Below are 22,614 nucleotides of genomic sequence, written 5' to 3' on the forward strand. Positions count from 1 at the left end.
CACCCGCCGAGACCCTTCCGACTTCAGGAGCACACCCCCAATGACCGAGACCACCGGCACCCACGCCCAGGGCCCGTTCATCGCCGCGATCGACCAGGGCACCACCTCGTCCCGCTGCATCGTCTTCGACCGCGACGGCCGCATCGTGTCCGTCGACCAGAAGGAGCACGAGCAGATCTTCCCCAAGCCGGGCTGGGTCGAGCACGACGCCAAGGAGATCTGGGCCAACGTCCAGGAGGTCGTCGCCGGCGCCGTCGAGAAGGCGGGCATCACCGCCGCCGACGTCAAGGCCATCGGCATCACCAACCAGCGTGAGACCACGCTGATGTGGGACAAGAACACCGGCGAGCCGGTCTACAACGCCATCGTCTGGCAGGACACCCGCACCGACGCCCTCTGCAAGGAGCTCGGCCGCAACGTCGGCCAGGACCGCTTCCGCCGTGAGACGGGCCTCCCGCTGGCCTCCTACTTCTCCGGCCCCAAGGTCCGCTGGCTGCTGGACAACGTCGAGGGCCTGCGCGAGCGCGCGGAAGCCGGCGACATCCTCTTCGGCACCATGGACTCCTGGGTCATCTGGAACCTCACCGGCGGTGCCGAGGGCGGCGTCCACGTCACGGACGTCACCAACGCCTCCCGCACCATGCTGATGAACCTCCGCTCCCTGGAGTGGGACGAGCGCATCCTCTCCTCCATGGAGATCCCGGCCGCCGTGCTGCCGGAGATCCGCTCCTCCGCCGAGGTCTACGGCATCGCCAAGGGCGGCGCCCTCGCCGGCGTCCCCGTCGCCTCCGCGCTCGGCGACCAGCAGGCGGCCCTCTTCGGCCAGACCTGCTTCGACCAGGGCGAGGCCAAGTCCACCTACGGCACCGGCACCTTCATGCTGATGAACACCGGTGACGAGCCCGTCCAGTCCTACAACGGCCTGCTGACCACCGTCGGCTACCGCATCGGCGAGCAGAAGCCCGTCTACGCCCTCGAGGGCTCCATCGCCGTCACCGGCTCCCTCGTGCAGTGGATGCGCGACCAGATGGGCCTCATCAAGAGCGCGGCCGAGATCGAGACGCTCGCCAGCTCCGTCGAGGACAACGGCGGCGCCTACTTCGTGCCGGCCTTCTCCGGCCTGTTCGCCCCCTACTGGCGCTCCGACGCGCGCGGTGTCATCGCGGGCCTGACCCGCTACGTCACCAAGGCGCACATCGCCCGCGCCGTGCTCGAGGCCACCGCCTGGCAGACCCGCGAGATCACCGACGCCATGACCAAGGACTCCGGCGTCGAGCTCACCGCGCTCAAGGTCGACGGCGGCATGACCTCCAACAACTTGCTGATGCAGACCCTCTCGGACTTCCTGGACGCCCCCGTGGTGCGCCCGATGGTCGCCGAGACCACCTGCCTCGGCGCGGCCTACGCCGCCGGCCTCGCCGTCGGCTTCTGGCCGGACACCGACGCACTCCGCGCCAACTGGCGCCGGGCCGCCGAGTGGACCCCCCGCATGGACGCGGACACGCGTGACCGCGAGTACAAGAGCTGGCTCAAGGCCGTCGAGCGGACCATGGGCTGGATCGAGGACGAGGAGTAATCATGACAACCCCGCAGAGCGTTCCGACCCTGGGAACGCACCCGGCTGCCGGTGCCAATCCGGGCCGAGCCGAGACCCGGGAGAGACTGTCCAAGGCGACGTACGACCTCCTGGTGATCGGTGGCGGCATCCTGGGCACCTCGGTGGCCTGGCACGCCGCGCAGTCCGGACTGCGGGTCGCGATGGTGGACGCCGGCGACTTCGCCGGCGCCACCTCCTCCGCGTCCTCCAAGCTCGTCCACGGCGGTCTGCGCTACCTCCAGACCGGCGCGGTCAAGCTCGTCGCGGAGAACCACCACGAGCGCCGGGTGCTGGCCAAGGACGTGGCCCCGCACCTGGTCAACCCGCTCACCTTCTACCTGCCCGTCTACAAGGGCGGCCCGGTGGGCGCGGCCAAGCTCGGCGCCGGTGTGTTCGCCTACTCGGCGCTGTCCGCCTTCGGCGACGGCGTCGGCAAGGTCATCACCCCGGCCAAGGCCAAGGCCGACAACCCCGGTCTGCGCACGGACAACCTCAAGGCCGTGGCGGTCTACTACGACCACCAGATGAACGACTCCCGCGTCGCCGTCATGACGGTCCGCGCGGCCGTCGAGTCCGGCGCGGTCGTCCTCAACCACGCCGAGGTCAAGGCCTTGCGCTTCACCCACGGCAAGGTGACCGGCGCTGAGCTCAAGGACCGTGTCGACGGCACGGAGTTCGGCATCGACGCGCGCGTCGTCCTCAACGCCACCGGCCCGTGGGTGGACCACCTGCGGAAGCTGGAAGACAAGGGCGCCGCGCCGTCGATCCGCCTCTCCAAGGGCGCGCACATCGTGATGAAGCGCAAGTCGCCGTGGAAGGCCGCCATGGCCACCCCGATCGACAAGTACCGCATCACCTTCGCCCTGCCGTGGGAGGACCAGCTGCTGCTGGGCACCACCGACACCCAGTACGAGGGCGACCCGGCGGACGTGCGCGCCACCGAGGAGGACATCCAGCAGATCCTCGACGAGGCCGCGTTCTCCATCCAGGACGCCGACCTCGACCGCGACCTGATGACCTACGCCTTCGCCGGCCTGCGCGTGCTGCCCGGCGGCCCGGGCGACGTGGCCCAGGCCAAGCGCGAGACGGTCGTCTCCGAGGGCAAGGGCGGCATGCTCTCCGTCGCCGGCGGCAAGTGGACCACCTACCGCCACATCGGCCGTACGGTCATGGCCAAGCTGGCCAAGGTCCCGGGCAGCCCGCTGACCGAGGACATGGAGCCCGTCTCCAGCCTGGTCCGCCGCACCCCGCTGCCGGGTGTCGCCAACCCCAACGCGGTCGCCCACCGCCTGCTCGTGGACCGCGAGCCCGGCAGCCGCATGGACCCGCTGACCGCCCGTCACCTCGCTACCCACTACGGCTCGCTGTCCTTCGACATCGCCCGCATGGTCAACGAGAACCCCGAGCTCGGCGAGCGGATCCACGAGGACGGCCCGGAGATCTGGGCCCAGGTCGCCTACGCCCGCGACCACGAGTGGGCCGAGACGGTCGACGACGTGCTGCGCCGCCGCACCACCCTGACCATCCGCGGCCTCGACAACGAGGACGTCCGCGCCAAGGTCAAGGACATGCTCAGCGACAAGCGCTGACGCGAACACGCCCCGGAACGGGGAGCGGTGCCCGGCACCGCTCCCCGTTCCCGCGTTTTCCGCACAAACGCGCGGAACCGGGCAACCGATGCCCGCCCCCGGCACGTCCCCCGGAGGGAAGAGGGGGACGAACGCCATGAACAGGGCAACGACGGAACAGGCCGCGCCGGCCACGAAGAAGACCACCGCGCGCCGCGGGCCGCGCTGGCGCCGCGTCGCCGTACGGGTGGCGCTGGGGCTGGCCCTGCTCGTCCTCGTACCGGTCGTCGCGGCCGGCAGCGCGCTGCGCGCCTCGTACGCCGGGGCGCCCGCCGACGACGCCGTCACCCGGGGCAAGGACGCCCTCTGGCTCGGCCACGCCTGGCTCGACGGCCGCAAGGGCGACGCCGACCTCGCCCGGCTCCGCCGGAAGGTCGCCGGCACCGGCATCCACGACCTGTACGTCCACGCCGGACCGCTGGAGCACGACGGCACCCTGCCCGCCTCGGCGTACCGCAACGCCGGCCGGCTGCTGAACGCCGTCCACCGGGAACTGCCCGGCGTCCGCGTCCAGGCGTGGCTGGGGAACAAGCTGGTCCGCAAGGGCGAGGGCGGCGGCCTGTGGCTGGGTTCGCCGGCCGCCCGCGACGCCGTCGTCGCCAGCGCCCGGCAGGTGATGCGGGCCGGATTCCAGGGCGTCCACCTGGACGTCGAACCCGTGCGCACCGGCGACCGCGACTTCCTCAAGCTGCTGGACTCCCTGCGCCCGGCGGTGCGTTCGGAGGGCGGACCGCTGTCCGTCGCCGCCCAGCAGATCGACCCGCTGCCCTCCATGCACTCCGCGTCGGGCGCGTTCGGCAGCCCCAAATGGTGGACACAGAGCTATTTCGGCGATGTCGCCCGCAGGGTGGACCAGATCGCCGTCATGTCCTACGACACCGCGCTGCCCTGGGAGAACCTCTACGGCGGCTATGTCGCCCAGCAGACCAGGCTCGCCCTCCAGGCCACTCCTACCGGCACGGACCTGCTGATGGGCGTGCCCTTCTACCACACGGACAACCTGGGCCATCAGAGCCGGGCCGAGACCGCCGCGGCCGCCGTGCGCGGCGTCCGGCTGGGGCTCGGCCGCGAGGACCTGCACCGGCGGAACTTCGGGCTGGCGCTGTACGTGGACTTCGCGGCCACCGACGCCGACTGGCACGCCTACCGGGCCGGATGGGGCGCACGTGGCTGAAAGTCCCTCCCCCTCGGGGGCTGCGAAGGGGGGCCACCGAAGTCGTAGGCTTGGGGCACACGCAAGACGAACGCAACTGCACGGAACGGCAACCGGTGGTGGCACGGGCGGTGCCCGTGGACCCCGGTCGGAAGGAGGCGCTGGGTGATCGAGCTTGAGGGGGTTCCCGAGCTGATCGACCCGGTCATGATCTGTGCCTTCGAGGGCTGGAACGACGCCGGTGACGCCGCATCCAGCGCGGTGGCGCACCTCGACCGGGAGTGGAAGGGCGAGGTCTTCGCCGCGCTCGACGCCGAGGACTACTACGACTTCCAGGTCAACCGGCCCACGATCTGGCTGGACGGGGGCATCCGCAAGATCACCTGGCCGACCACGCGGCTGTCCGTGGTGCGCGCCTCCGGTGGCGCCCCGCGCGACCTCGTGCTGGTGCGCGGCATCGAGCCCAGCATGCGCTGGCGGTCCTTCTGCAACGAGCTCCTGGGCTTCGCCCACGAACTGGGCGTGGAGATGGTGGTGATCCTGGGCTCGCTGCTCGGCGACACCCCGCACACCCGGCCGGTGCCGGTCAGCGGGGTCACCTCCGACCCGGACCTGGCCCGCACCATGGATCTGGAGGAGTCCCGCTACGAGGGCCCGACCGGGATCGTCGGCGTCCTGCAGGAGGCGTGCGCCCACGCGGGCGTCCCCGCGGTCAGCCTCTGGGCGGCCGTGCCGCACTACGTCTCCCAGCCGCCCAACCCCAAGGCCACCCTGGCGCTCCTCAACCGCCTGGAGGACCTGATCGACCTGCGGGTGCCGCAGGGCGAGCTGCCGGAGGACGCCCGCGCCTGGCAGCTGGGCGTCGACCAGCTGGCGGCCGAGGACAGCGAGGTCGCCGAGTACGTCCAGTCCCTGGAGGAGGCGCGGGACACCGCCGATCTGCCGGAGGCCTCCGGAGAGGCCATCGCCCGGGAGTTCGAGCGCTATCTGCGGCGCCGCGACGGCCAGCCGGGGCCCGGCCAGCCGGGCGGGGTCGCCGCCGAGCCGGGGCTCACCGAGGGCGGCCGGGACGCCTCGTACCTCCGTGACACCGCCAGCGGCCGGACCCGGCCGCCGCGCCCCTCGGCCAAGGACTCCGCCATGGATCCGGCCAAGGACTCCGCCAAGGACTCCGCCAAGGACGAGGAGGGCGGCGCCGCCGGGGCCCCCGAGGAGGGCACCGACGGCGTGGAGGGCGACGGCTGAGGCCCCGGGGCCCGGCGGGGCGCGCCACCCGCTCCCGGGCCCGTGAGGCCCGGCCGACGGAGGAATTCGCGGGTTATTGACGCGACGCGCCGTAATGATCCGCCGTACACTTGTCTGCCCGGTGAAGGCCGGTTCGCCACCCGAGGAGGGTGGGGGGCCGGCCTTCTCGTCCCCCCAGGAGGTGTGCGGATGACCAGCAGCGTTCCCGCGGTCGACACGCGTTCGGCGGCATCGGCCCTGCAGGCGGTCCTGCTCGACATGGACGGCACGCTGGTCGACACCGAGGGCTTCTGGTGGGAGGTGGAGACGGCGGTCTTCGCCGAGCTCGGCCACCAGCTGCTGGAGGAGTGGCGCGAGGTGGTGGTCGGCGGCCCGATGGCGCGCAGCGCCTCCTTCCTGATCAAGGCGACGGGTGCGAAGATCGCCCTCGCCGAGCTCACCGCGCTGCTGAACACCCGCTTCTCCCAGATGATCGGGCAGGGCGTGCCGCTGATGCCGGGCGCCCGGCGGCTGCTCGCCGAGCTGGCCGCCCACCGGGTGCCGACGGCCCTGGTCTCGGCCTCCCACCGGGAGATCATCGACCGGGTGCTCCACAGCCTGGGCCCGGAGCACTTCACCCTGACCGTCGCCGGCGACGAGCTGGCACGCACCAAGCCGCACCCGGACCCGTATCTGCTGGCCGCCGCGCGGCTGGGGGCCGACCCGGCGCGCTGCGCAGTGGTGGAGGACACCATGACGGGCGTGACCGCCGCCGAGGCGGCGGGCTGCCGGGTGGTGGCGGTGCCCTCGGTGGCGCCGATCCCGGCCGCCGCGGGCCGTACGGTCGTGGGCTCCCTGGAAGAAGTGGATCTCTCTTTTCTGCGCGGATTGATCAAGCTCTGAAACTCTGGGCGCTTGAACGATTGTTTTCCGTGACGAATGCGCTGGCCGAATTCCCCCGGCCGCCGAAGTCGATCCGGAAGTGACGTTGGTCACCGGACCGGGACCCTCCGAGGGGTTCCGTATGCCCCGGGAAGGGCTTCCGTGCGGGCTGAAGCGCACCCTTGTGTCCGGATAGATCATCCCGTGCCGGAATCGTTCCGGCGTCCGGATATCGGACATCCGTCTTTCGTTATCGCGGTGTGATATCGCCTCGAGTTCATCCTGTTCCGGCGGCACCGGCCATGCGCACTAATCTCTTCGCGAGAACTTCACGGCTGCCCGTATGACCGCCCATCCGGTATCGGTAGGGTCCGGGCAACCGAACGCACCACAGGGAGAACCCCAGACAATGAACCGCAAGACGTTGGTCCTGCCCACCGTGGCAGGCCTGCTGGCACCCGTACTCGTCGCCTGCGGCGGGAGCGCGGGATCCGGCGGGAACAAGGCCATCGTCATCGGCACCACCGACCGGTTCGAGCAGACCACCGACGCGCCCGCGCCCTTCGACCCGGCCGCCGCGTACGACGTCGGCGTGTGGAACGTCCTCCACAGCGGCTTCCAGACGCTGCTGCGCCTGCCGCGCTCCGGCGCCGGGCCGGTCGCCGACGCGGCCGAGAAGTGCTCCTTCGGGGACCGCAACAACGAGCAGTTCCGCTGCACGCTGCGCAAGGGCCTGAAGTTCACCAACGGGCACGCGCTCACCGCCGAGGACGTCAAGTTCTCCGTCGACCGCGCCCGGGCGATCAACTTCGAGAACGGCCCGGTCTCCCTGCTGAGCAACATCGACAAGGTCGAGACCCCCAGCGAGCTCGAGGTCGTCTTCCACCTCAAGACGCCGGACGCCACCTTCCCGCAGAAGATCGCCACCCCCGCCGCGGCCATCGTCGACAGCGAGTCCTACGCCAAGGACAAGCTGGACGACGGCTTCAAGGTGGTCGGCTCGGGCCCGTACGCCATCAAGACCGAGGTCAAGGACGACCGCGTCACCAAGGTCACCTTCACGCGGAACAACGACTACCAGGGTCCGCTGCAGCTGCAGAACGACAAGGTCGAGATGCGCTTCTTCGACGACTCCGCGTCGATGGAGAAGGCGCTCAAGAACGGCGACATCGATGTGATCAACCGGGCCCTGCTGCCCGAGCAGATCGACCGGCTGCGCGGCGCCACCGACAAGGGTGTCCGGCTGCACGAGTCCCCCGGCGCCGAGACCAGCTTCCTGGCCTTCAACACCGAGGACTCGACGGTCAAGAACAAGGCCGTCCGCCAGGCCGTGGCCCAGCTCGTCGACCGCCAGGCGCTGACCCGCGACGACTACCGCCGCACGAACGAGCCGCTGTACTCGATCGTGCCCACCGGCGTCGCCGGCCACCAGAACTCCTTCTCCAACAAGTACGGCGAGCCCAGCGTGGAGAAGGCCAAGGCCATCCTGCGCGGCGCCAACGTCACCTCGGCGGTGCCGCTCGTCCTGACCTACGCCACGGACCACTACGGCGAGGCCACCGAGAAGTCCTTCAAGTCGCTCCAGAAGCAGCTCAACAACAGCGGCCTGTTCGACGTCAAGCTCCAGGGCGTGAAGTGGGCGGACTTCCGCCCCGAGGCCGCCAAGGGCAAGTACGCCGTCTACGGCATCGGCTGGTTCCCCGACTTCCCGGACCCGGACAACTTCGTCGACCCGTTCGTGGGCAAGGACAACTTCCTCGGGTCTCCCTACAAGAACCCGAAGATCATCAACGAGCTGATCCCGCAGTCCCGGCTGTCCTCGCAGCGTGACGCGGCCGCGCGGTTCTTCCAGCAGGCCCAGGACATCGTCGCCGACGACGTCCCGGTGCTCCCGCTGTGGCAGGGCAAGCAGTACGTCGCGGCCGGGGACAAGATCACCGGCGCGGAGTGGGCCCTCAACGCGGCGGCCGAACTCCAGCCGTGGGAGCTCGGGCGCGTGTAACGCCGGGCACCGGACGGCCTCACCGGATCACCGACAGCTCCATCGCACCACCTGTTTCACCAGCTCCACCTGCTTCATCTGCTCCACAGAACGCGTTACAGCTCAAGACATCCCGTCAGCGAACCAAGAACTGTGAGGAATGCGCACGTGAGGAAACGTGACCAGTGGCTCGCCGCCCCGCTTGGCGCGGGGCTTGCCGCCGCCCTGCTCAGCGGGTGCGGTTCGGACGACGGCAAGGCGGCCGGCACCGGGGAGTCGGTGGTCATGGGGATGTCGGACGAGGTGACCACCACCGACCCGGCCTCCGGTTACGACCCCGGTACCTGGCTGCTCTTCAACAACGTCTTCCAGTCGCTGATGAGCTTCCCCAAGGGCGGCACCACGCCCGAGCCGGACGCCGCCAAGAGCTGCAAGTTCAAGGACGAGAACAGCACCGTCTACCAGTGCGATCTCCAGGACGGGCTGAAGTTCAGCAACGGTGACGACCTCACCTCCGAGGACGTCGCCTTCTCCTTCCGCCGCACGCTGAAGATCAACGACAAGGACGGTCCGGCGGCCTCGATGCTCTCCTCCATCAAGGAGATCAAGACGCCGGACAAATCGACCGTGGTCTTCCAGCTCAAGCGCCCCGACGCCACCTTCCCGCTGAAGATAGCCTCCGGCGCCGGCTCGATCGTCGACCACAAGGAGTACCCGGCGGACAAGCTCCGCACCGACGGCAAGGCCGTGGGCTCCGGTGTCTACAAGCTGGACTCCTACGACAAGTCCAAGGCCGTCTTCAAGGTCAACAGCTCCTACAAGGGCCCCGCCGTCGTCCAGAACAGCGGCATGACCCTCAAGTTCTTCCACGGTGAGCAGGACGAGCTGAAGACCGCCGTCCAGAAGGGCGACGTCGACCTCGCCTACCGAGGCCTCGCCATGAAGGACCTCGCCGACCTCGAGGCCACCTCCGGCGAGAAGGGCGCGGTCAAGGTCGTCGAGGGCAACAGCGCCGAGGTCCAGCACCTCGTCTTCAACACCAAGGACCCGGTGGTCGGCAAGGTCGGCGTGCGCAAGGCCATCGCCTACCTCATCGACCGCAGCGCCCTCGTCCGCGACGTCTACAAGCGCACCGCCGAGCCGCTGTACTCGGTCGTCCCCAGCGGCATCACCGGCCACAAGACGCCGTTCTTCGACGTCTACGGCGACCGCCCGCAGCCCGAGAAGGCCAAGGTGGCCCTGGCCTCCGCGGGCGTCAGCGGCAAGGTGAAGATCACCCTGTGGGCCACCCCGGTCCGTTACGGCCCGGGCACCGTGGCCGAGTTCAAGGAGATCGCCAACCAGCTGAACGCCAGCGGAATGTTCGAGGCGGACGTCCAGAGCGTGCCCTTCGAGCAGTACGAGAAGGACATCGCGGCCGGCAAGTACGGCGTCTACGTCAAGGGCTGGATCCCCGACTACCCGGACCCCGACAACTTCACCGCGCCGTTCTTCGGCGAGGACAACGTCCTCGCCAACAACTACCAGTCGAAGGACATCGCCGGCATCCTGCCGGCCACCGCCGCCCAGGGCAGCCGCGCGGCGACCGTCAGCGACTTCACCAAGCTCCAGAACGCCGTGGCCCAGGACGTCCCCGTCCTCCCGCTGTGGCAGGGCAAGCAGTACGCCGTCGCCAACGAGCGGATCTCCGGTCTCCAGTGGACCCTCGACTCCTCGACCGTCTTCCGTTTCTGGGAGATCAGCAAGGGCGGCAAGAGCTGACCCGGCCCCACGCCGAAACCCCGGCCCCGCGCCGAAACGAAGCGCCCCGGCGCACGATCCTCTCGTGCACCGGGGCGCTCCCGTATGTCCCACCGGCCGTACACCCACCGGCCGGGCGCCGCGCTCACTGGGCGCCGGGGCGCACCAGACCGCTCTCGTAGGCGTAGACCGCGGCCTGCACCCGGTCGCGCAGGCCCAGCTTCGTCAGTACATGACCCACATGCGTCTTGACCGTCGTCTCGCTGACGAACAGATCCGCGGCGATCTCCGCGTTGGACAGCCCCCGGGCCACCAGCTTCAGGACCTCCACCTCGCGGTCCGTCAGCGTGTGGAGGGTGTCCGGCAACGGCTCCTCGCCCGACGGCAGATGCCCGGCGTACTTGTCCAGCAGCCGGCGCGTGATGCTCGGCGCCAGCATGGCCTCACCGCCCGCCACCACCCGGATCGCCTGGACGAGCTCATGGGCGGGCGCGTCCTTCAGCAGGAAGCCACTGGCCCCCGCCCGCAGCGCCTCCACCACGTACTCGTCGAGATCGAACGTGGTCAGCACCAGCACCTTCGCCGGGCCGTTCCGCTCCGGGCCGGTGATCTGCCGGGTGGCCTCGACACCGTCCATACGGGGCATCCGGATGTCCATCAGCACCACGTCGGGCTGGAGCGCCCGCACCTGCTCCAGCGCCTGCAGGCCGTCCCCGGCCTCCCCGACGACCGCGAGGTCCTGCTCGGCCTCCAGGATCATGCGGAAGCCGGTGCGCAGCAGCGGCTGGTCGTCGACCAATAGGACGCGGATCGCCACAGGAACACTCCTTCGTTAGACCTCGTCCATTCTGCCCTGAGCGCCGTCCGCCGGGGCAGCGGGACCATCGCCCTCCGCCGCCCGCGGGGCCGGGACGACGGGCAGCGGATACGGCGGGGGAGTGCCGCCGAACTCCGGGCACACCGCCTGGTGGTCGCACCAGCCGCACAGCTTGGTGGGCCGCGGCCGCCAGTCGCCCGTCTCCGTGGCCAGCGAGATCGCCTCCCACAGGGCGCGCAGCTTGCGCTCCACCGCCAGCAGCTCCGCCTCAACCGGGTCGTACGTCAGCACATCGCCGCTGCCCAGGTAGACCAGCTGGAGCCGGCGCGGGATCCGCCCGCGCAGCCGCCAGATCACCAGGGCGTAGAACATCATCTGGAACAGCGGCGTCTCCCGGAACCGCGGGGCCGGGGCCTTGCCCGTCTTGTAGTCCACGATCCGCACATCACCGGACGGCGTCACGTCCACCCGGTCGACGATGCCGCGCAGCGTCAGGCCCGACGGCCCGGCGTCCGCCAGCACCGTCTCCACGAACAGCTCCCGCTCGGCCGGCTCCAGCCGCGTCGGGTCCTCCAGCGTGAACCAGCGCTCGACCAGCCGCTCCGCGTCCGCCAGCCACGTGCCCAGCCGGTCCGCGTCGTGCGAGCCGTCCTCCCGCAGGAACAGCTCCGCCAGCTCCGGCTTCGCCGCCAGCAGCCGTTCCCACTCGCCCGGCACCAGCCCCCGGGCCCGGGGCACCGTCCGCTCGTCCGCCGGGGCGTCGAACAGCCGCTCAAGCACCGCGTGCACCACCGTGCCCCGCGTGGCCGCCGCGCTGGGCTTCTCCGGCAGCCGGTCGATCACCCGGAAGCGGTAGAGCAGCGGGCACTGCATGAAATCGGCCGCACGGGACGGCGACAGCGAGGCCGGCCGGGCGGCGCCGGCCCGCCCGGCGGGGTTCTCGGAGGCGGTATCCATGACACAGACCCTACGGCCCGTCACCGACAGTCGGCCGCATACCATCGACGGTAGGCCCCATCACACTGCATGATCGGGAGAACACACCGGCTCCGGACCAGGGCCGGACGGGACGAGGGGACACCGTGGACGACAGCGGGCAGGGCCATTCCGGCCCGGGAGGCGCCGGCCACGAGGCCGGGCCCGGGGACCGCAAGCCGCAGCGCCCGCCGGAGACGGGCGGCGGGATCCTCATGGGCCGGCCCTTCGGCGTGCCCGTCTACGTCGCCCCCAGCTGGTTCCTCGTCGCCGCGCTGATCACCTGGGTCTTCGGCGGCCAGCTCGACCGCGTCCTGCCCGGGCTCGGCGGCCTCCGCTATCTGGTCGCCCTCTTCTTCGCCGTCGCCTTCTACGCCTCCGTACTCGTCCACGAGCTCGCCCACACCGTCGCGGCCCTGCGCTTCAAGCTCCCCGTGCGCCGCATCCAGCTCCAGTTCTTCGGCGGCGTCTCCGAGATCGAGAAGGAGAGCGAGACCCCCGGCCGCGAATTCGTCCTGGCCTTCGTCGGCCCGCTGCTCTCCCTGGTCCTCGCGGGCGTCTTCTACCTCGCCATGCTCGCCGTCGAGCCCGGCACCGTGCCCGGCGTGCTCCTCGCCGGACTGATGATCTCCAACCTCCTGGTCGCCGCCTTCAACCTGCTCCCCGGCCTGCCGCTCGACGGCGGCCGGATGCTCCGCGCCGTCGTCTGGAAGATCAGCGGCAAGCCCATGACCGGCACCGTGGCCGCCGCCTGGGTGGGCCGTGCCCTCGCCGTCGCCGTCCTCGTCGGCCTGCCCCTGCTCACCCACGGCGGCGACACCGAGGACCTCGGCGGCATGGACACCCTCACCGACGCCCTGCTGGCCGCGATCCTCGCCGCGATCATCTGGACCGGCGCCGGGAACAGCCTCCGCATGGCCCGGCTGCGCGAACACCTCCCCGAGCTGCGCGCCCGCACGCTCACCCGGCGCGCCGTGCCCGTCGAGGCCGCGACGCCCCTGTCCGAGGCCCTGCGCCGGGCCAACGAGGCGGGGGCCCGCGCCCTCGTCGTCGTCGACGGACAGGGCGCCCCCAGGGCGCTGGTCCGCGAGGCCGCCATCGGCGGCGTCCCCGAGCACCGCCGCCCCTGGGTCGCCACCGGCTCGCTCGCCCAGGACCTCACCGAGGGCACCCGGGTCTCCGCCGACCTCTCGGGCGAGGAGCTCCTGGAGGTGCTGCGGGCCACACCGGCGTCCGAGTACCTGGTGGTCGAGGAGACGGGGGAGGTCTACGGAGTGCTGTCGGCGGCGGACGTGGAGCGCGCCTTCGTCGCGGCGATGGCCAGGCCCACGGACTGAAGCTCCGCCGGGGGCGGACCCCGGACCGTGGTGCCGGGCCCCTTCCGGGCCCGGTACGCTGGTCACATGTCCGAACCGACCGGTGCCGCCCGCCGTCGCGGGCCCTTCCAGGTCGGGGACCAGGTCCAGCTCACCGACCCCAAGGGTCGCCACTACACGTTCACGCTCGAAGCCGGGAAGAATTTCCACACCCACAAGGGTTCCTTCCCGCACGACGAGCTGATCGGCGCTCCCGAGGGCAGTGTTGTCCGCACCACGGGGAACGTCGCGTACCTCGCGCTGCGTCCCCTGCTCCCCGACTACGTCCTGTCCATGCCCCGCGGCGCCGCCGTGGTCTACCCCAAGGACGCGGGGCAGATCCTGGCCTTCGCCGACATCTTCGCCGGCGCGCGCGTCGTCGAGGCGGGAGTGGGCTCCGGCTCGCTCAGCGCCTTCCTGCTGCGCGCCATCGGCGATCAGGGCATGCTGCACTCCTACGAGCGCCGCGAGGACTTCGCCGAGATCGCGAAGGCGAACGTCGAGCGCTACTTCGGCGGCCCGCACCCCGCCTGGCAGCTGACCGTCGGCGACCTCCAGGACAATCTGTCCGACACGGACGTCGACCGCGTGATCCTCGACATGCTCGCCCCTTGGGAGTGCCTGGAGGCCGTCTCCAAGGCGCTCGTCCCCGGCGGCATCCTCTGCTGCTACGTGGCGACCACCACCCAGCTGGCGCGGACCGTGGAGTCCATCCGCGAGATCGGCTGCTTCGCCGAGCCGCAGCCCTGGGAGTCGATGATCCGCAACTGGCACGTGGAGGGCCTCGCGGTCCGCCCCGACCACCGGATGATCGGCCACACCGGTTTCCTCGTCACCGCCCGTCGCCTCGCCGACGGCGTGGAGCCCCCGATGCGCCGCCGCCGCCCCGCCAAGGGCGCCTACGGCGAGGACTACGAGGGCCCCAACAAGGGCTGACCCGCCCCCGGCAAGGGCCGACCCGCCCGTACGAACCACCAGTGCGCCGCCGCCGTGCTCCGCTCCCGCGGAACTCGGCGGCGGCGCACGTGCGTTGGGTGACCCTCAGGGCCCCGCCCGCCGTTCACCGGCTCAACGGCCGTGTGGCACGATGCGGACGATCCCGGTCCCCGCAGCCCTCGGCAGGAGTCAGCGCGCGTGCAGTCCTCGGCAGGTCCCGACCGTCCCGACGCCTCCGGTTCCCTCCCGCTCCCGCACACCCGGTCCCGCCCCGCCCACTGGCTGGCCACCGCCGCCGCGCTCGCCGCGGTGATCCTGGGCGCCGCCCTGGCCGGCCCCGGCGACGCCACGGCCGGGGCCACGGCCCCCGCGAGGACACCGGCGCGCCCGCCTGCCGCCGCCCCCGACCCGGGCGCGGCGCGCTACCCGGTGGACTGCGGTCCCTTCCACCCGGAGGTGGTCCGGCGGGCCACCTCCGACCTGGACGGCGACGGGCGGCCCGAGACGGCCGTCGAGGTGCGCTGCGGCTCCGGGGCGGGCACCCGGCCCAGCGGGGTGTACGTCCTCGCGGCCCCGGCCGCCCCGGGCGGGGCGCCCCGGGTCGTGGCGACCCTGGTGGACCCCAAGGAGGGGATGAGCGTCACGGGCCTGGACGCGACCGGCCGGACGGTTTCGGCCACTCTGCTCGGCTACTCCCGTGCCGGCGTACCGCGCTGCTGCCCGGATCTGCGCAGGGCGGTCAAGTGGCACTGGAAGGACGGCGAGTTCGTCCTCACGGCCCTGCCGGTCACCGGGAGCGCCTGATTCGTCACCTGGTGTGACGAGGTGTTATTCCGCGTGTTATTCCGCGTCCGGGCCGAAGACCTCGACCTTGTCGGCGACGCGGCGCACATGGATGCAGTCGCCGGGGCACTCGTTCGCCGAGTCCCGGACGTCGTTCAGCAGCGTCAGTGGCACGGGGGTGGTGGCACCCTTGTCCTGGAGGAGCTCGTCGTCGGCGTTCTTCACATAGGCGAGACCGTCGATGTCGAGCTCGAAGACCTCGGGGGCGTACTGGGCACAGATGCCGTCGCCGGTGCAGAGGTCCTGGTCGATCCAGACTTCGAGCTCTTCTTCCTGCGTGGTCATCTCGCCTGCCGTTTCCTGCGTTCGTGAATCAATTGGAGCCAGCCCTGACGGGTGTTGACCGACTCGACGATACAACCGCCCGCTTTCCGATGTTGATGGGTGGGTATCCCCCTCACGTGAGGACGTGCGCAAGGGTGAAGATCGGACACACTCCGACCGGGTTTGTGATCTAGGGGTTTCAACCTGCACCGGCCCAGGTAGGGTCAGGAAGCGTCCAGCTCCCCTTGGAGGAGGTGAGGACCGTGGCAGCCCACGACGACGACATGAACCGCGGCATCCGGCCGGGACGAGGGTCTGACGACCCCGCGGGCCAGGTTGCCTATCTCGAGCAGGAGATCGCCGTCCTGCGACGCAAGCTCGCCGACTCTCCGCGTCACACGAGGATTCTCGAGGAGCGGATCGTCGAGCTCCAGACGAACCTGGCCGGCGTGTCCGCGCAGAACGAACGGCTCGCGAACACCCTCCGTGAGGCCCGCGACCAGATCGTGGCCCTCAAGGAGGAGGTCGACCGCCTGGCCCAGCCTCCGGCCGGCTTCGGGGTCTTCCTTCAGGGCAATGAGGACGGCACCGCCGACATCTTCACCGGGGGCCGCAAGCTCCGGGTGAACGCCTCCCCGAGCATTGACGTCGAGGACCTCCGGCCCGGCCAGGAGGTCATGCTCAACGAGGCGCTCAACATCGTCGACGCCATGGCCTTCGAGCGCCACGGCGACATCGTCACCCTCAAGGAGATCCTGGAGGACGGCGAACGCGCCCTGGTCATCGGGCACACCGACGAGGAGCGGGTGGTGCGGCTCGCCGAGCCCCTGCTGGACACCACCATCCGCCCCGGCGACGCCCTGCTCCTGGAGACCCGCTCCGGCTACGTCTACGAGGTCATCCCCAAGAGCGAGGTCGAGGAACTCGTCCTCGAAGAGGTCCCGGACATCGACTACACCAAGATCGGCGGCCTGGGCAACCAGATCGAGCTGATCCGTGACGCCGTCGAGCTCCCCTACCTCTACCCCGACCTCTTCAAGGAGCACGAACTGCGGCCGCCCAAGGGCGTCCTGCTCTACGGCCCGCCCGGCTGCGGCAAGACGCTCATCGCCAAGGCCGTCGCCAACTCCCTTGCCAAGAAGGTCGCCGAGGTCACCGGAAAGCCCGCGGGGAAGAGCTTCTTCCTCAACATCAAGGGCCCCGAGCTGCTCAACAAGTACGTCGGCGAGACCGAGCGGCACATCCGGCTGATCTTCCAGCGGGCCAGGGAGAAGGCCGGCGAGGGCACCCCCGTGATCGTCTTCTTCGACGAGATGGACTCCCTCTTCCGCACCCGCGGCTCCGGGGTCAGCTCGGACGTGGAGAACACCATCGTCCCTCAGCTGCTCTCCGAGATCGACGGCGTCGAGGGCCTGGAGAACGTCATCGTCATCGGCGCCTCCAACCGCGAGGACATGATCGACCCCGCGATCCTGCGCCCCGGCCGCCTCGATGTGAAGATCAAGATCGAGCGTCCGGACGCGGAGGCCGCCAAGGACATCTTCTCGAAGTACCTGACCGAGACCCTGCCGCTGCACGCCGACGACCTCGCCGAGCACGGCGGGGACGCCAGGGTCACCGTCGAGGGCATGATCCAGTCGGTCGTCGAGCAGATGTACGCCGAATCCGAGGAGAACCGCTTCCTGGAGGTCACCTACGCCAACGGTGACAAGGAAGTCCTCTACTTCAAGGACTTCAACTCCGGAGCGATGATCCAGAACATCGTGGACCGGGCCAAGAAGATGGCCATCAAGGCCTTCCTGGACCACAACCAGAAGGGTCTGCGCGTCTCCCACCTGCTCGCCGCCTGCGTGGACGAGTTCAAGGAGAACGAGGACCTGCCCAACACCACCAACCCGGACGACTGGGCCCGGATCTCCGGAAAGAAGGGCGAGCGGATCGTCTTCATCCGCACCCTCGTCACCGGAAAGCAGGGCGCGGACACCGGCCGCTCCATCGACACCGTGGCCAATACCGGCCAGTATCTGTAACACCGCCGTCCGGCTGCGGATGTCCCTGTTGCTGTGCCTTCCCCGCCCGCTTCGGCGGGGAAGGAGCAGGGCGTCCGCAGCCGGACGCGTTTTGCACCACGCGTTGCACCACTCGTGGGACGCGGACCATGACTCGTCCGCGCGGGGCACCAACCCGAGCAATGACTGTAATGATCTCCCCAGCGCCGCAAAGCCGTTCTAGGCTCTTCGGTACCACCGCGAAGCGCAGTGGGGGATCGGGGACCGTACACGGACCGGAAGCGCAGCGGTACTTGAGCGCCGACCCCACCCGGGGGCGCCGCCGGGCAAGGAGGGCCGCATGACCGTACGGCGAGTAATGGGCATCGAGACGGAGTACGGGATCTCCGTCCCCGGTCACCCGAACGCCAATGCCATGCTCACCTCGTCCCAGATCGTCAACGCCTACGCGGCCGCGATGCACCGGGCACGCCGTGCCCGCTGGGACTTCGAGGAGGAGAACCCGCTGCGGGACGCCCGTGGCTTCGACCTCGCCCGCGAGGCCGCGGACGCCAGCCAGCTCACCGACGAGGACATCGGCCTGGCCAATGTCATCCTCACCAATGGCGCCCGGCTCTACGTGGACCACGCCCACCCCGAATACAGCTCACCGGAGATCACCAACCCCCGGGACGCCGTCCTGTGGGACAAGGCCGGCGAGCGCATCATGGCGGAGGCCGCCGAGCGCGCCGCCCAGCTGCCCGGCGCCCAGCCCATCCACCTCTACAAGAACAACACCGACAACAAGGGCGCCTCCTACGGCACCCATGAGAACTACCTGATGAAGCGGGAGACCCCGTTTTCGGACATCGTCCGCCACCTGACCCCCTTCTTCGTCTCCCGCCAGGTCGTCACCGGCGCGGGCCGCGTGGGCATCGGCCAGGACGGCCACGAACACGGCTTCCAGATCAGCCAGCGCGCGGACTACTTCGAGGTCGAGGTGGGCCTGGAGACCACCCTCAAGCGGCCCATCATCAACACCCGCGACGAGCCCCACGCCGACGCCGAGAAATACCGCCGCCTCCATGTGATCATCGGCGACGCGAACCTCTCCGAGATCTCCACCTACCTCAAGCTCGGCACCACCGCCCTGGTGCTCTCCATGATCGAGGACGGCTTCATCGCCGCCGACCTCGCCGTCGACCAGCCCGTGCGCACCCTCCACCGGATCAGCCACGACCCCACGCTGCGTCGGCTGGTCACGCTGCGCAGCGGCCGGACGCTCACGGCCGTCCAGCTCCAGATGGAGTACTTCGAGCTGGCACGCAAATACGTCGAGGACCGCTTCGGCGTGGACGCCGACGAGCAGACCAAGGACGTCCTCTCCCGCTGGGAGGACGTCCTGGGCCGGCTGGAGCGGGACCCGATGAGCCTGGCCGGGGAGCTGGACTGGGTGGCCAAGCTGGAGCTGCTGGAGGGCTACCGCCGCCGCGACGGCCTCGACTGGTCCGCGGCCCGGCTGCACCTGGTGGACCTCCAGTACGCGGACGTCCGCCAGGACAAGGGCCTGTACAACCGCCTCGCGGCCCGGGGGAAGATGCGCAGGCTCCTGGACGAGGCCGAGGTCGCCCGCGCCCGCACCGCCCCGCCCGAGGACACCCGGGCCTACTTCCGGGGCCGCTGCCTGGAGCAGTACGCCGACGACGTGGCCGCCGCCTCCTGGGACTCGGTGATCTTCGACCTGCCGGGCCGCGACTCCCTCCAGCGCGTCCCCACCCTGGAGCCGCTGCGGGGCACCCGCAACCACGTCAAGGAGCTCCTGGACCGCTGTCGCACGGCCGAGGAACTGGTACGGGTGCTGTCGGGCGGCTGAGCGGGGCCCCGGCGGGGTCTTAAGGGCCGGGGGAAACGGGAATCATCCCGGTGGCTCCGGGACGTTGTAGCAAGTGCAGGGCCGATCCCCGACCCTGCTTGTAGGGTCGGATCTTGAACGTCTCGTGTACGTGTACGTCGAAACCGAGCGGGGTGAGGGGTATGGCGACCAAGGACACCGGCGGCGGACAGCAGAAGGCCACGCGTGCGACGGAGGAGGTCGAGGAGCAGGCGCAGGACGCGCAGGTCTCCGAGGACCTCAAGGAGCGCCAGGAGAAGCTGTCGGACGACGTGGACTCCGTGCTGGACGAAATCGATGATGTGCTCGAGGAGAACGCCGAGGACTTCGTACGTTCGTTCGTGCAAAAGGGCGGGCAGTAGGGCCGGTGATCCGTCCCGTGTCCCCGCCGGGGCACGGGACGGAGGGCTGGGAGGCCCGGGGGTATGGTCCGTGCAGTATTTCAAGATCTCTTCGAAGGATTCGTGTGGAAGCCAACTTTTCTGGCACAGGGCGTCTGCCGGCTGCCTTCCTGACGCCCGGCTCGTCGTCCTTCATGGACTTTCTCGGTCAGCACCGGCCCGAGCTGCTGCCGCGCAACCGCCAGCTGCCCCCGCAGGGGGTGATCGAGGCCCCGCACGGCACGACGATCGTCGCCGCCTCGTTCCCCGGGGGAGTGGTGCTGGCCGGTGACCGCCGGGCCACGATGGGCAATGTCATCGCGCAGCGGGACATCGAGAAGGTCTTCCCGGCCGACGAGTACTCGGCCGTGGGCATCGCCGGCACGGCCGGGCTGGCGGTGGAGATGGTCAAGCTGTTCCAGCTGGAGCTGGAGCACTTCGAGAAGGTCGAGGGGGTCTCGCTCTCCCTGGAGGGCAAGGCGAACCGCCTGTCGACGATGATCCGCAGCAACCTCGGCATGGCCATGCAGGGCCTGGCCGTGGTGCCGCTGTTCGCCGGCTGGGACGTGGACCGGCAGAAGGGCCGCATCTTCTCCTACGACGTCACCGGCGGGCGCTCCGAGGAGCACGGTTTCGCGGCCACGGGCTCCGGCTCGCTGTTCGCGCGCGGTGCGCTGAAGAAGCTGTTCCGTGAGGACCTCACGGAGGGGCAGGCCGCCACGCTCGTCGTCCAGGCGCTCTACGACGCCGCCGACGACGACTCCGCGACCGGCGGTCCCGACCTCGCGCGCCGTATCTACCCGATCGTCATCGTCATCACCGACGAGGGCCTCCGGAAGCTCACCGAGGCGGAGTGCTCGGAGATCGTCCGCGCCATCCACGAGCGCCGGCTCGAGGAGCCGGACGGCCCGCGGGCCGCCCTGCTCTGACCCGCTGAGCGATCCTCCGAGCTTCCGATGTCCTCGTCACCCACAGAAAGGGACGGATAGCGGTGTCGACGCCGTTCTATGTCTCACCCCAGCAGGCCATGGCCGACCGCGCCGAGTACGCCCGCAAGGGCATCGCGCGCGGCCGTAGCGTCGTGGTCCTCCAGTACAACGATGGCGTTGTCTTCGTCGCCGAGAACCCGTCCCGCGCGCTGCACAAGGTCAGCGAGATCTACGACCGGATCGCGTTCGCGGCGGTCGGCAAGTACAACGAGTTCGAGAACCTGCGCATCGGCGGCGTCCGCTACGCCGATCTGCGCGGCTATACGTACGACCGTGACGACGTCACGGCCCGCGGCCTGGCGAATCTGTACGCGCAGACGCTGGGCACGATCTTCTCGAGCGCGGGCGAGAAGCCTTACGAGGTGGAGCTGATCGTCGCCGAGGTGGGGGCCGCCCCCGAGGACGACCAGATCTACCGGCTGCCGCACGACGGCTCGATCGTCGACGAGCACGGCTCGGTGGCGGTCGGCGGCAACGCGGACCAGATCAGCAGCTATCTCGACCAGCGGCACCGGGACGGGATGACCCTGGGCGAGGCGCTCAAGCTGGCCGTCGAGTCGCTCGCCCGCGACACGAACGGGAGCGAGCGCACGCTGACGGCCGAGCAGCTGGAGGTCGCGGTCCTGGACCGCAAGCGGCCGCAGCAGCGGAAGTTCAAGCGGTTGCTGGGGCGGCAGCTCCAGCGGCTGCTGGAGGAGGGGCCGGGGACGGAGTCGTCCTCGGACACCGCCGAGGACGACGCCGCAGAGGACTGATCCGGGTCCACCACCGCCGGGCCGCGCCCCGGACCCCGCACCGGGGTCCGGGGCGCGGTTTTCGGTTACGGGGCGGACACCGTCGTGGACGACGCGCGTGCGACGAGCTCCACCGGCAGGGACGCCGACCCCGGTGCCCGGCCGTCCAGGACGGCCACCAGCGCCCGCATTCCGGCCTCGCCCACCGCTTCCGCCGGCAGCCGCACCGTCGTGAGCTCCGGTTCCAGCGCGCTCGCCAGCGGCAGGTCGTCGAAGCCGGTCACCGAGACGTCGTCCGGCACCCGCAGCCCCAGTCGTCGCGCCGCCTTGCAGGCGCCCGCCGCCAGGACGTCGCCGTCGCAGATCAGCGCGGTCGGCCGGGCCTCCGGCCGGTCCGGGGCCGTCAGGGCGCGTTCCGCCGCCAGGCGGCCGGACGCCACGTCGAGGGCGGCGGGCTCGGTGCGCAGCACCGTCCCGGCCGTGCCGCGCAGGGCCTCGGCGAGGGCCCGGGCCCGGACCCGGAAGGTCCAGGAGTCGATGTCGGCCGCGATGTGCGCGAAGCTGCGGTGGCCGAGGGCCAGCAGATGCTCCGTCACCTGCCGCATGCCGTCGGCGATGTCGAGGTTGACGGTGGCCGGGGAGTCCGACCGCCCGGGGTCGCTGTCGAGCATCACCAGCGGCAGGCCGCCCTCGCGGAGGTCGGCCAGGGCCTCGGCCGCCATCGAGGAGGCGATCACGCCGTCCAGCGTCGCGCGCGCGGAGGCGAAGGGGTCGCGGGCGGGCCCGGTGCCCTCCGGGGAGGGGTAGAGGACCACGCCCATGTCGTGCTCGGCGGCGGCGCGGGCCGCCCCCGTGTAGACGCGGGCGAAGAACTCGTTGGTCAGGGCCGGGACGACCAGCAGCGCCGTCCGGGCGCGGCCGAGCCGTAGGCTCCGGGCGGTGAGATTGGGCCGGTAGCCCAGCTCGCGGGCGGCCGTGCGCACCGCCTCGGCGGTCCGCTCGGAGACCCTCCCGCGCCATTTCTCGCCCATCACCAGGGAGACCGTCGCCTGCGACACCCCGGCCGCCCGGGCCACGTCCCGGCTGGTGGCGCGGGCCGCCGCCGCGTGCCGTCCCCGGACGTTCGGCCACCGTTCGCCCCCGCGCCCCCGGCGCTCCCCGCTCTCGACCTCCGTCACCGCTGCCGCGCCCCTCTCCGCTGCCGCTGTCACCACACAGGTTGGACCCACGAGCTCCG

At 70.7% G+C, this 22,614-nt stretch carries 19 protein-coding genes; 15 read left to right on the forward strand and 4 right to left on the reverse strand.

Translation table 11 applies throughout. From position 1 onward, the window contains the following. Positions 1-40: 40 nt before the first annotated feature. From glpK to ACFYZR_RS12640, 7 genes are all read left to right on the forward strand, one after another. Positions 41-1,576 (forward strand): glycerol kinase GlpK, encoded by a 1,536-nt coding sequence (glpK, locus tag ACFYZR_RS12610; RefSeq protein WP_391908967.1) that lies wholly within the window; start codon positions 41-43, stop codon positions 1,574-1,576. 2 nt (positions 1,577-1,578) lie between these two features. After that, complete coding sequence (locus tag ACFYZR_RS12615; protein ID WP_391908970.1) at positions 1,579-3,186, forward strand: FAD-dependent oxidoreductase; 1,608 nt, start codon at positions 1,579-1,581, stop codon at positions 3,184-3,186. A 136-nt stretch (positions 3,187-3,322) separates the two neighbouring features. Then, positions 3,323-4,399 (forward strand): glycosyl hydrolase family 18 protein, encoded by a 1,077-nt coding sequence (locus ACFYZR_RS12620; protein WP_391908973.1) that lies wholly within the window; start codon positions 3,323-3,325, stop codon positions 4,397-4,399. 144 nt (positions 4,400-4,543) lie between these two features. Continuing rightward, positions 4,544-5,623, forward strand: coding sequence for a PAC2 family protein (locus tag ACFYZR_RS12625; RefSeq protein WP_391908976.1), 1,080 nt, complete (start codon positions 4,544-4,546; stop codon positions 5,621-5,623). Between the two features lie 189 nt (positions 5,624-5,812). Continuing rightward, positions 5,813-6,505 carry an HAD family hydrolase gene (locus ACFYZR_RS12630; protein ID WP_391908979.1) on the forward strand — a complete coding sequence of 231 codons (693 nt, stop codon included), beginning with the start codon at positions 5,813-5,815 and terminating at the stop codon, positions 6,503-6,505. Between the two features lie 388 nt (positions 6,506-6,893). Then, positions 6,894-8,486: an ABC transporter substrate-binding protein gene (locus ACFYZR_RS12635; RefSeq protein WP_391908981.1), complete on the forward strand. Its 1,593-nt coding sequence runs from the start codon at positions 6,894-6,896 to the stop codon at positions 8,484-8,486. 147 nt (positions 8,487-8,633) lie between these two features. Further along, positions 8,634-10,226: an ABC transporter substrate-binding protein gene (locus ACFYZR_RS12640; protein WP_391908984.1), complete on the forward strand. Its 1,593-nt coding sequence runs from the start codon at positions 8,634-8,636 to the stop codon at positions 10,224-10,226. Positions 10,227-10,350: 124 nt separating this feature from the next. Here ACFYZR_RS12640 and ACFYZR_RS12645 read toward each other — a convergent pair whose 3' ends face one another. Together ACFYZR_RS12645 and ACFYZR_RS12650 are read right to left on the reverse strand one after the other, a co-directional pair. Then, on the reverse strand, positions 10,351-11,022 hold the full coding sequence (locus tag ACFYZR_RS12645) for a response regulator transcription factor (RefSeq protein ID WP_126913439.1): 672 nt from the start codon (positions 11,020-11,022) through the stop codon (positions 10,351-10,353). 15 nt (positions 11,023-11,037) lie between these two features. Beyond that, a complete protein-coding gene (locus tag ACFYZR_RS12650; RefSeq protein WP_391908987.1) occupies positions 11,038-11,979 on the reverse strand; it encodes a RecB family exonuclease in 942 nt (313 codons plus the stop codon). A gap of 125 nt (positions 11,980-12,104) precedes the next feature. Between ACFYZR_RS12650 and ACFYZR_RS12655 the strand changes: the two genes are divergently transcribed. The 3 genes from ACFYZR_RS12655 to ACFYZR_RS12665 all read left to right on the forward strand — a co-directional run bounded on the left by ACFYZR_RS12655 (position 12,105) and on the right by ACFYZR_RS12665 (position 15,092). Then, positions 12,105-13,334, forward strand: a complete 1,230-nt coding sequence (locus tag ACFYZR_RS12655) for a site-2 protease family protein (protein ID WP_391908990.1) — start codon at positions 12,105-12,107, stop codon at positions 13,332-13,334. A 66-nt stretch (positions 13,335-13,400) separates the two neighbouring features. Further along, complete coding sequence (locus ACFYZR_RS12660; RefSeq protein WP_189453755.1) at positions 13,401-14,288, forward strand: tRNA (adenine-N1)-methyltransferase; 888 nt, start codon at positions 13,401-13,403, stop codon at positions 14,286-14,288. A 198-nt stretch (positions 14,289-14,486) separates the two neighbouring features. Further along, positions 14,487-15,092, forward strand: a complete 606-nt coding sequence (locus ACFYZR_RS12665) for a hypothetical protein (RefSeq protein WP_391908993.1) — start codon at positions 14,487-14,489, stop codon at positions 15,090-15,092. Between the two features lie 36 nt (positions 15,093-15,128). On the opposite strand, the gene ACFYZR_RS12670 is transcribed toward ACFYZR_RS12665, so the two are convergent. Next, the gene (locus tag ACFYZR_RS12670) at positions 15,129-15,416 is read right to left on the reverse strand and encodes a ferredoxin (protein ID WP_391908996.1); all 288 of its coding nucleotides are present in this window, start codon (positions 15,414-15,416) and stop codon (positions 15,129-15,131) included. A gap of 242 nt (positions 15,417-15,658) precedes the next feature. On the opposite strand from ACFYZR_RS12670, the gene arc reads away from it, so the two are divergent. From arc to prcA, 5 genes are all read left to right on the forward strand, one after another. Next, on the forward strand, positions 15,659-17,425 hold the full coding sequence (arc, locus tag ACFYZR_RS12675; RefSeq protein WP_361708529.1) for a proteasome ATPase: 1,767 nt from the start codon (positions 15,659-15,661) through the stop codon (positions 17,423-17,425). Between the two features lie 319 nt (positions 17,426-17,744). Then, positions 17,745-19,256, forward strand: coding sequence for a depupylase/deamidase Dop (gene dop / locus ACFYZR_RS12680; protein WP_391909000.1), 1,512 nt, complete (start codon positions 17,745-17,747; stop codon positions 19,254-19,256). A 161-nt stretch (positions 19,257-19,417) separates the two neighbouring features. Further along, on the forward strand, positions 19,418-19,636 hold the full coding sequence (locus tag ACFYZR_RS12685) for a ubiquitin-like protein Pup (RefSeq protein ID WP_126913432.1): 219 nt from the start codon (positions 19,418-19,420) through the stop codon (positions 19,634-19,636). A gap of 104 nt (positions 19,637-19,740) precedes the next feature. After that, positions 19,741-20,583 carry a proteasome subunit beta gene (prcB, locus tag ACFYZR_RS12690; protein WP_391909004.1) on the forward strand — a complete coding sequence of 281 codons (843 nt, stop codon included), beginning with the start codon at positions 19,741-19,743 and terminating at the stop codon, positions 20,581-20,583. 62 nt (positions 20,584-20,645) lie between these two features. Then, complete coding sequence (gene prcA / locus ACFYZR_RS12695) at positions 20,646-21,398, forward strand: proteasome subunit alpha (protein WP_391909007.1); 753 nt, start codon at positions 20,646-20,648, stop codon at positions 21,396-21,398. Positions 21,399-21,463: 65 nt separating this feature from the next. On the opposite strand, the gene ACFYZR_RS12700 is transcribed toward prcA, so the two are convergent. Then, a complete protein-coding gene (locus ACFYZR_RS12700; RefSeq protein ID WP_391909786.1) occupies positions 21,464-22,453 on the reverse strand; it encodes a LacI family DNA-binding transcriptional regulator in 990 nt (329 codons plus the stop codon). Positions 22,454-22,614: the final 161 nt, after the last annotated feature.

Source organism: Streptomyces sp. NPDC001678 (assembly GCF_042892945.1).
Classification (GTDB): Bacteria; Actinomycetota; Actinomycetes; order Streptomycetales; family Streptomycetaceae; genus Streptomyces.

Coding starts and splice junctions, on each gene's coding strand:
- glpK (WP_391908967.1), top strand. CDS start 41: ATGACCGAGACCACCGGCACCCACGCCCAGGGCCCGTTCATCGCCGCG.
- ACFYZR_RS12615 (WP_391908970.1), top strand. CDS start 1,579: ATGACAACCCCGCAGAGCGTTCCGACCCTGGGAACGCACCCGGCTGCC.
- ACFYZR_RS12620 (WP_391908973.1), top strand. CDS start 3,323: ATGAACAGGGCAACGACGGAACAGGCCGCGCCGGCCACGAAGAAGACC.
- ACFYZR_RS12630 (WP_391908979.1), top strand. CDS start 5,813: ATGACCAGCAGCGTTCCCGCGGTCGACACGCGTTCGGCGGCATCGGCC.
- ACFYZR_RS12635 (WP_391908981.1), top strand. CDS start 6,894: ATGAACCGCAAGACGTTGGTCCTGCCCACCGTGGCAGGCCTGCTGGCA.
- ACFYZR_RS12650 (WP_391908987.1), bottom strand. CDS start 11,979: ATGGATACCGCCTCCGAGAACCCCGCCGGGCGGGCCGGCGCCGCCCGG.
- ACFYZR_RS12660 (WP_189453755.1), top strand. CDS start 13,401: ATGTCCGAACCGACCGGTGCCGCCCGCCGTCGCGGGCCCTTCCAGGTC.
- ACFYZR_RS12670 (WP_391908996.1), bottom strand. CDS start 15,416: ATGACCACGCAGGAAGAAGAGCTCGAAGTCTGGATCGACCAGGACCTC.
- dop (WP_391909000.1), top strand. CDS start 17,745: ATGACCGTACGGCGAGTAATGGGCATCGAGACGGAGTACGGGATCTCC.
- ACFYZR_RS12685 (WP_126913432.1), top strand. CDS start 19,418: ATGGCGACCAAGGACACCGGCGGCGGACAGCAGAAGGCCACGCGTGCG.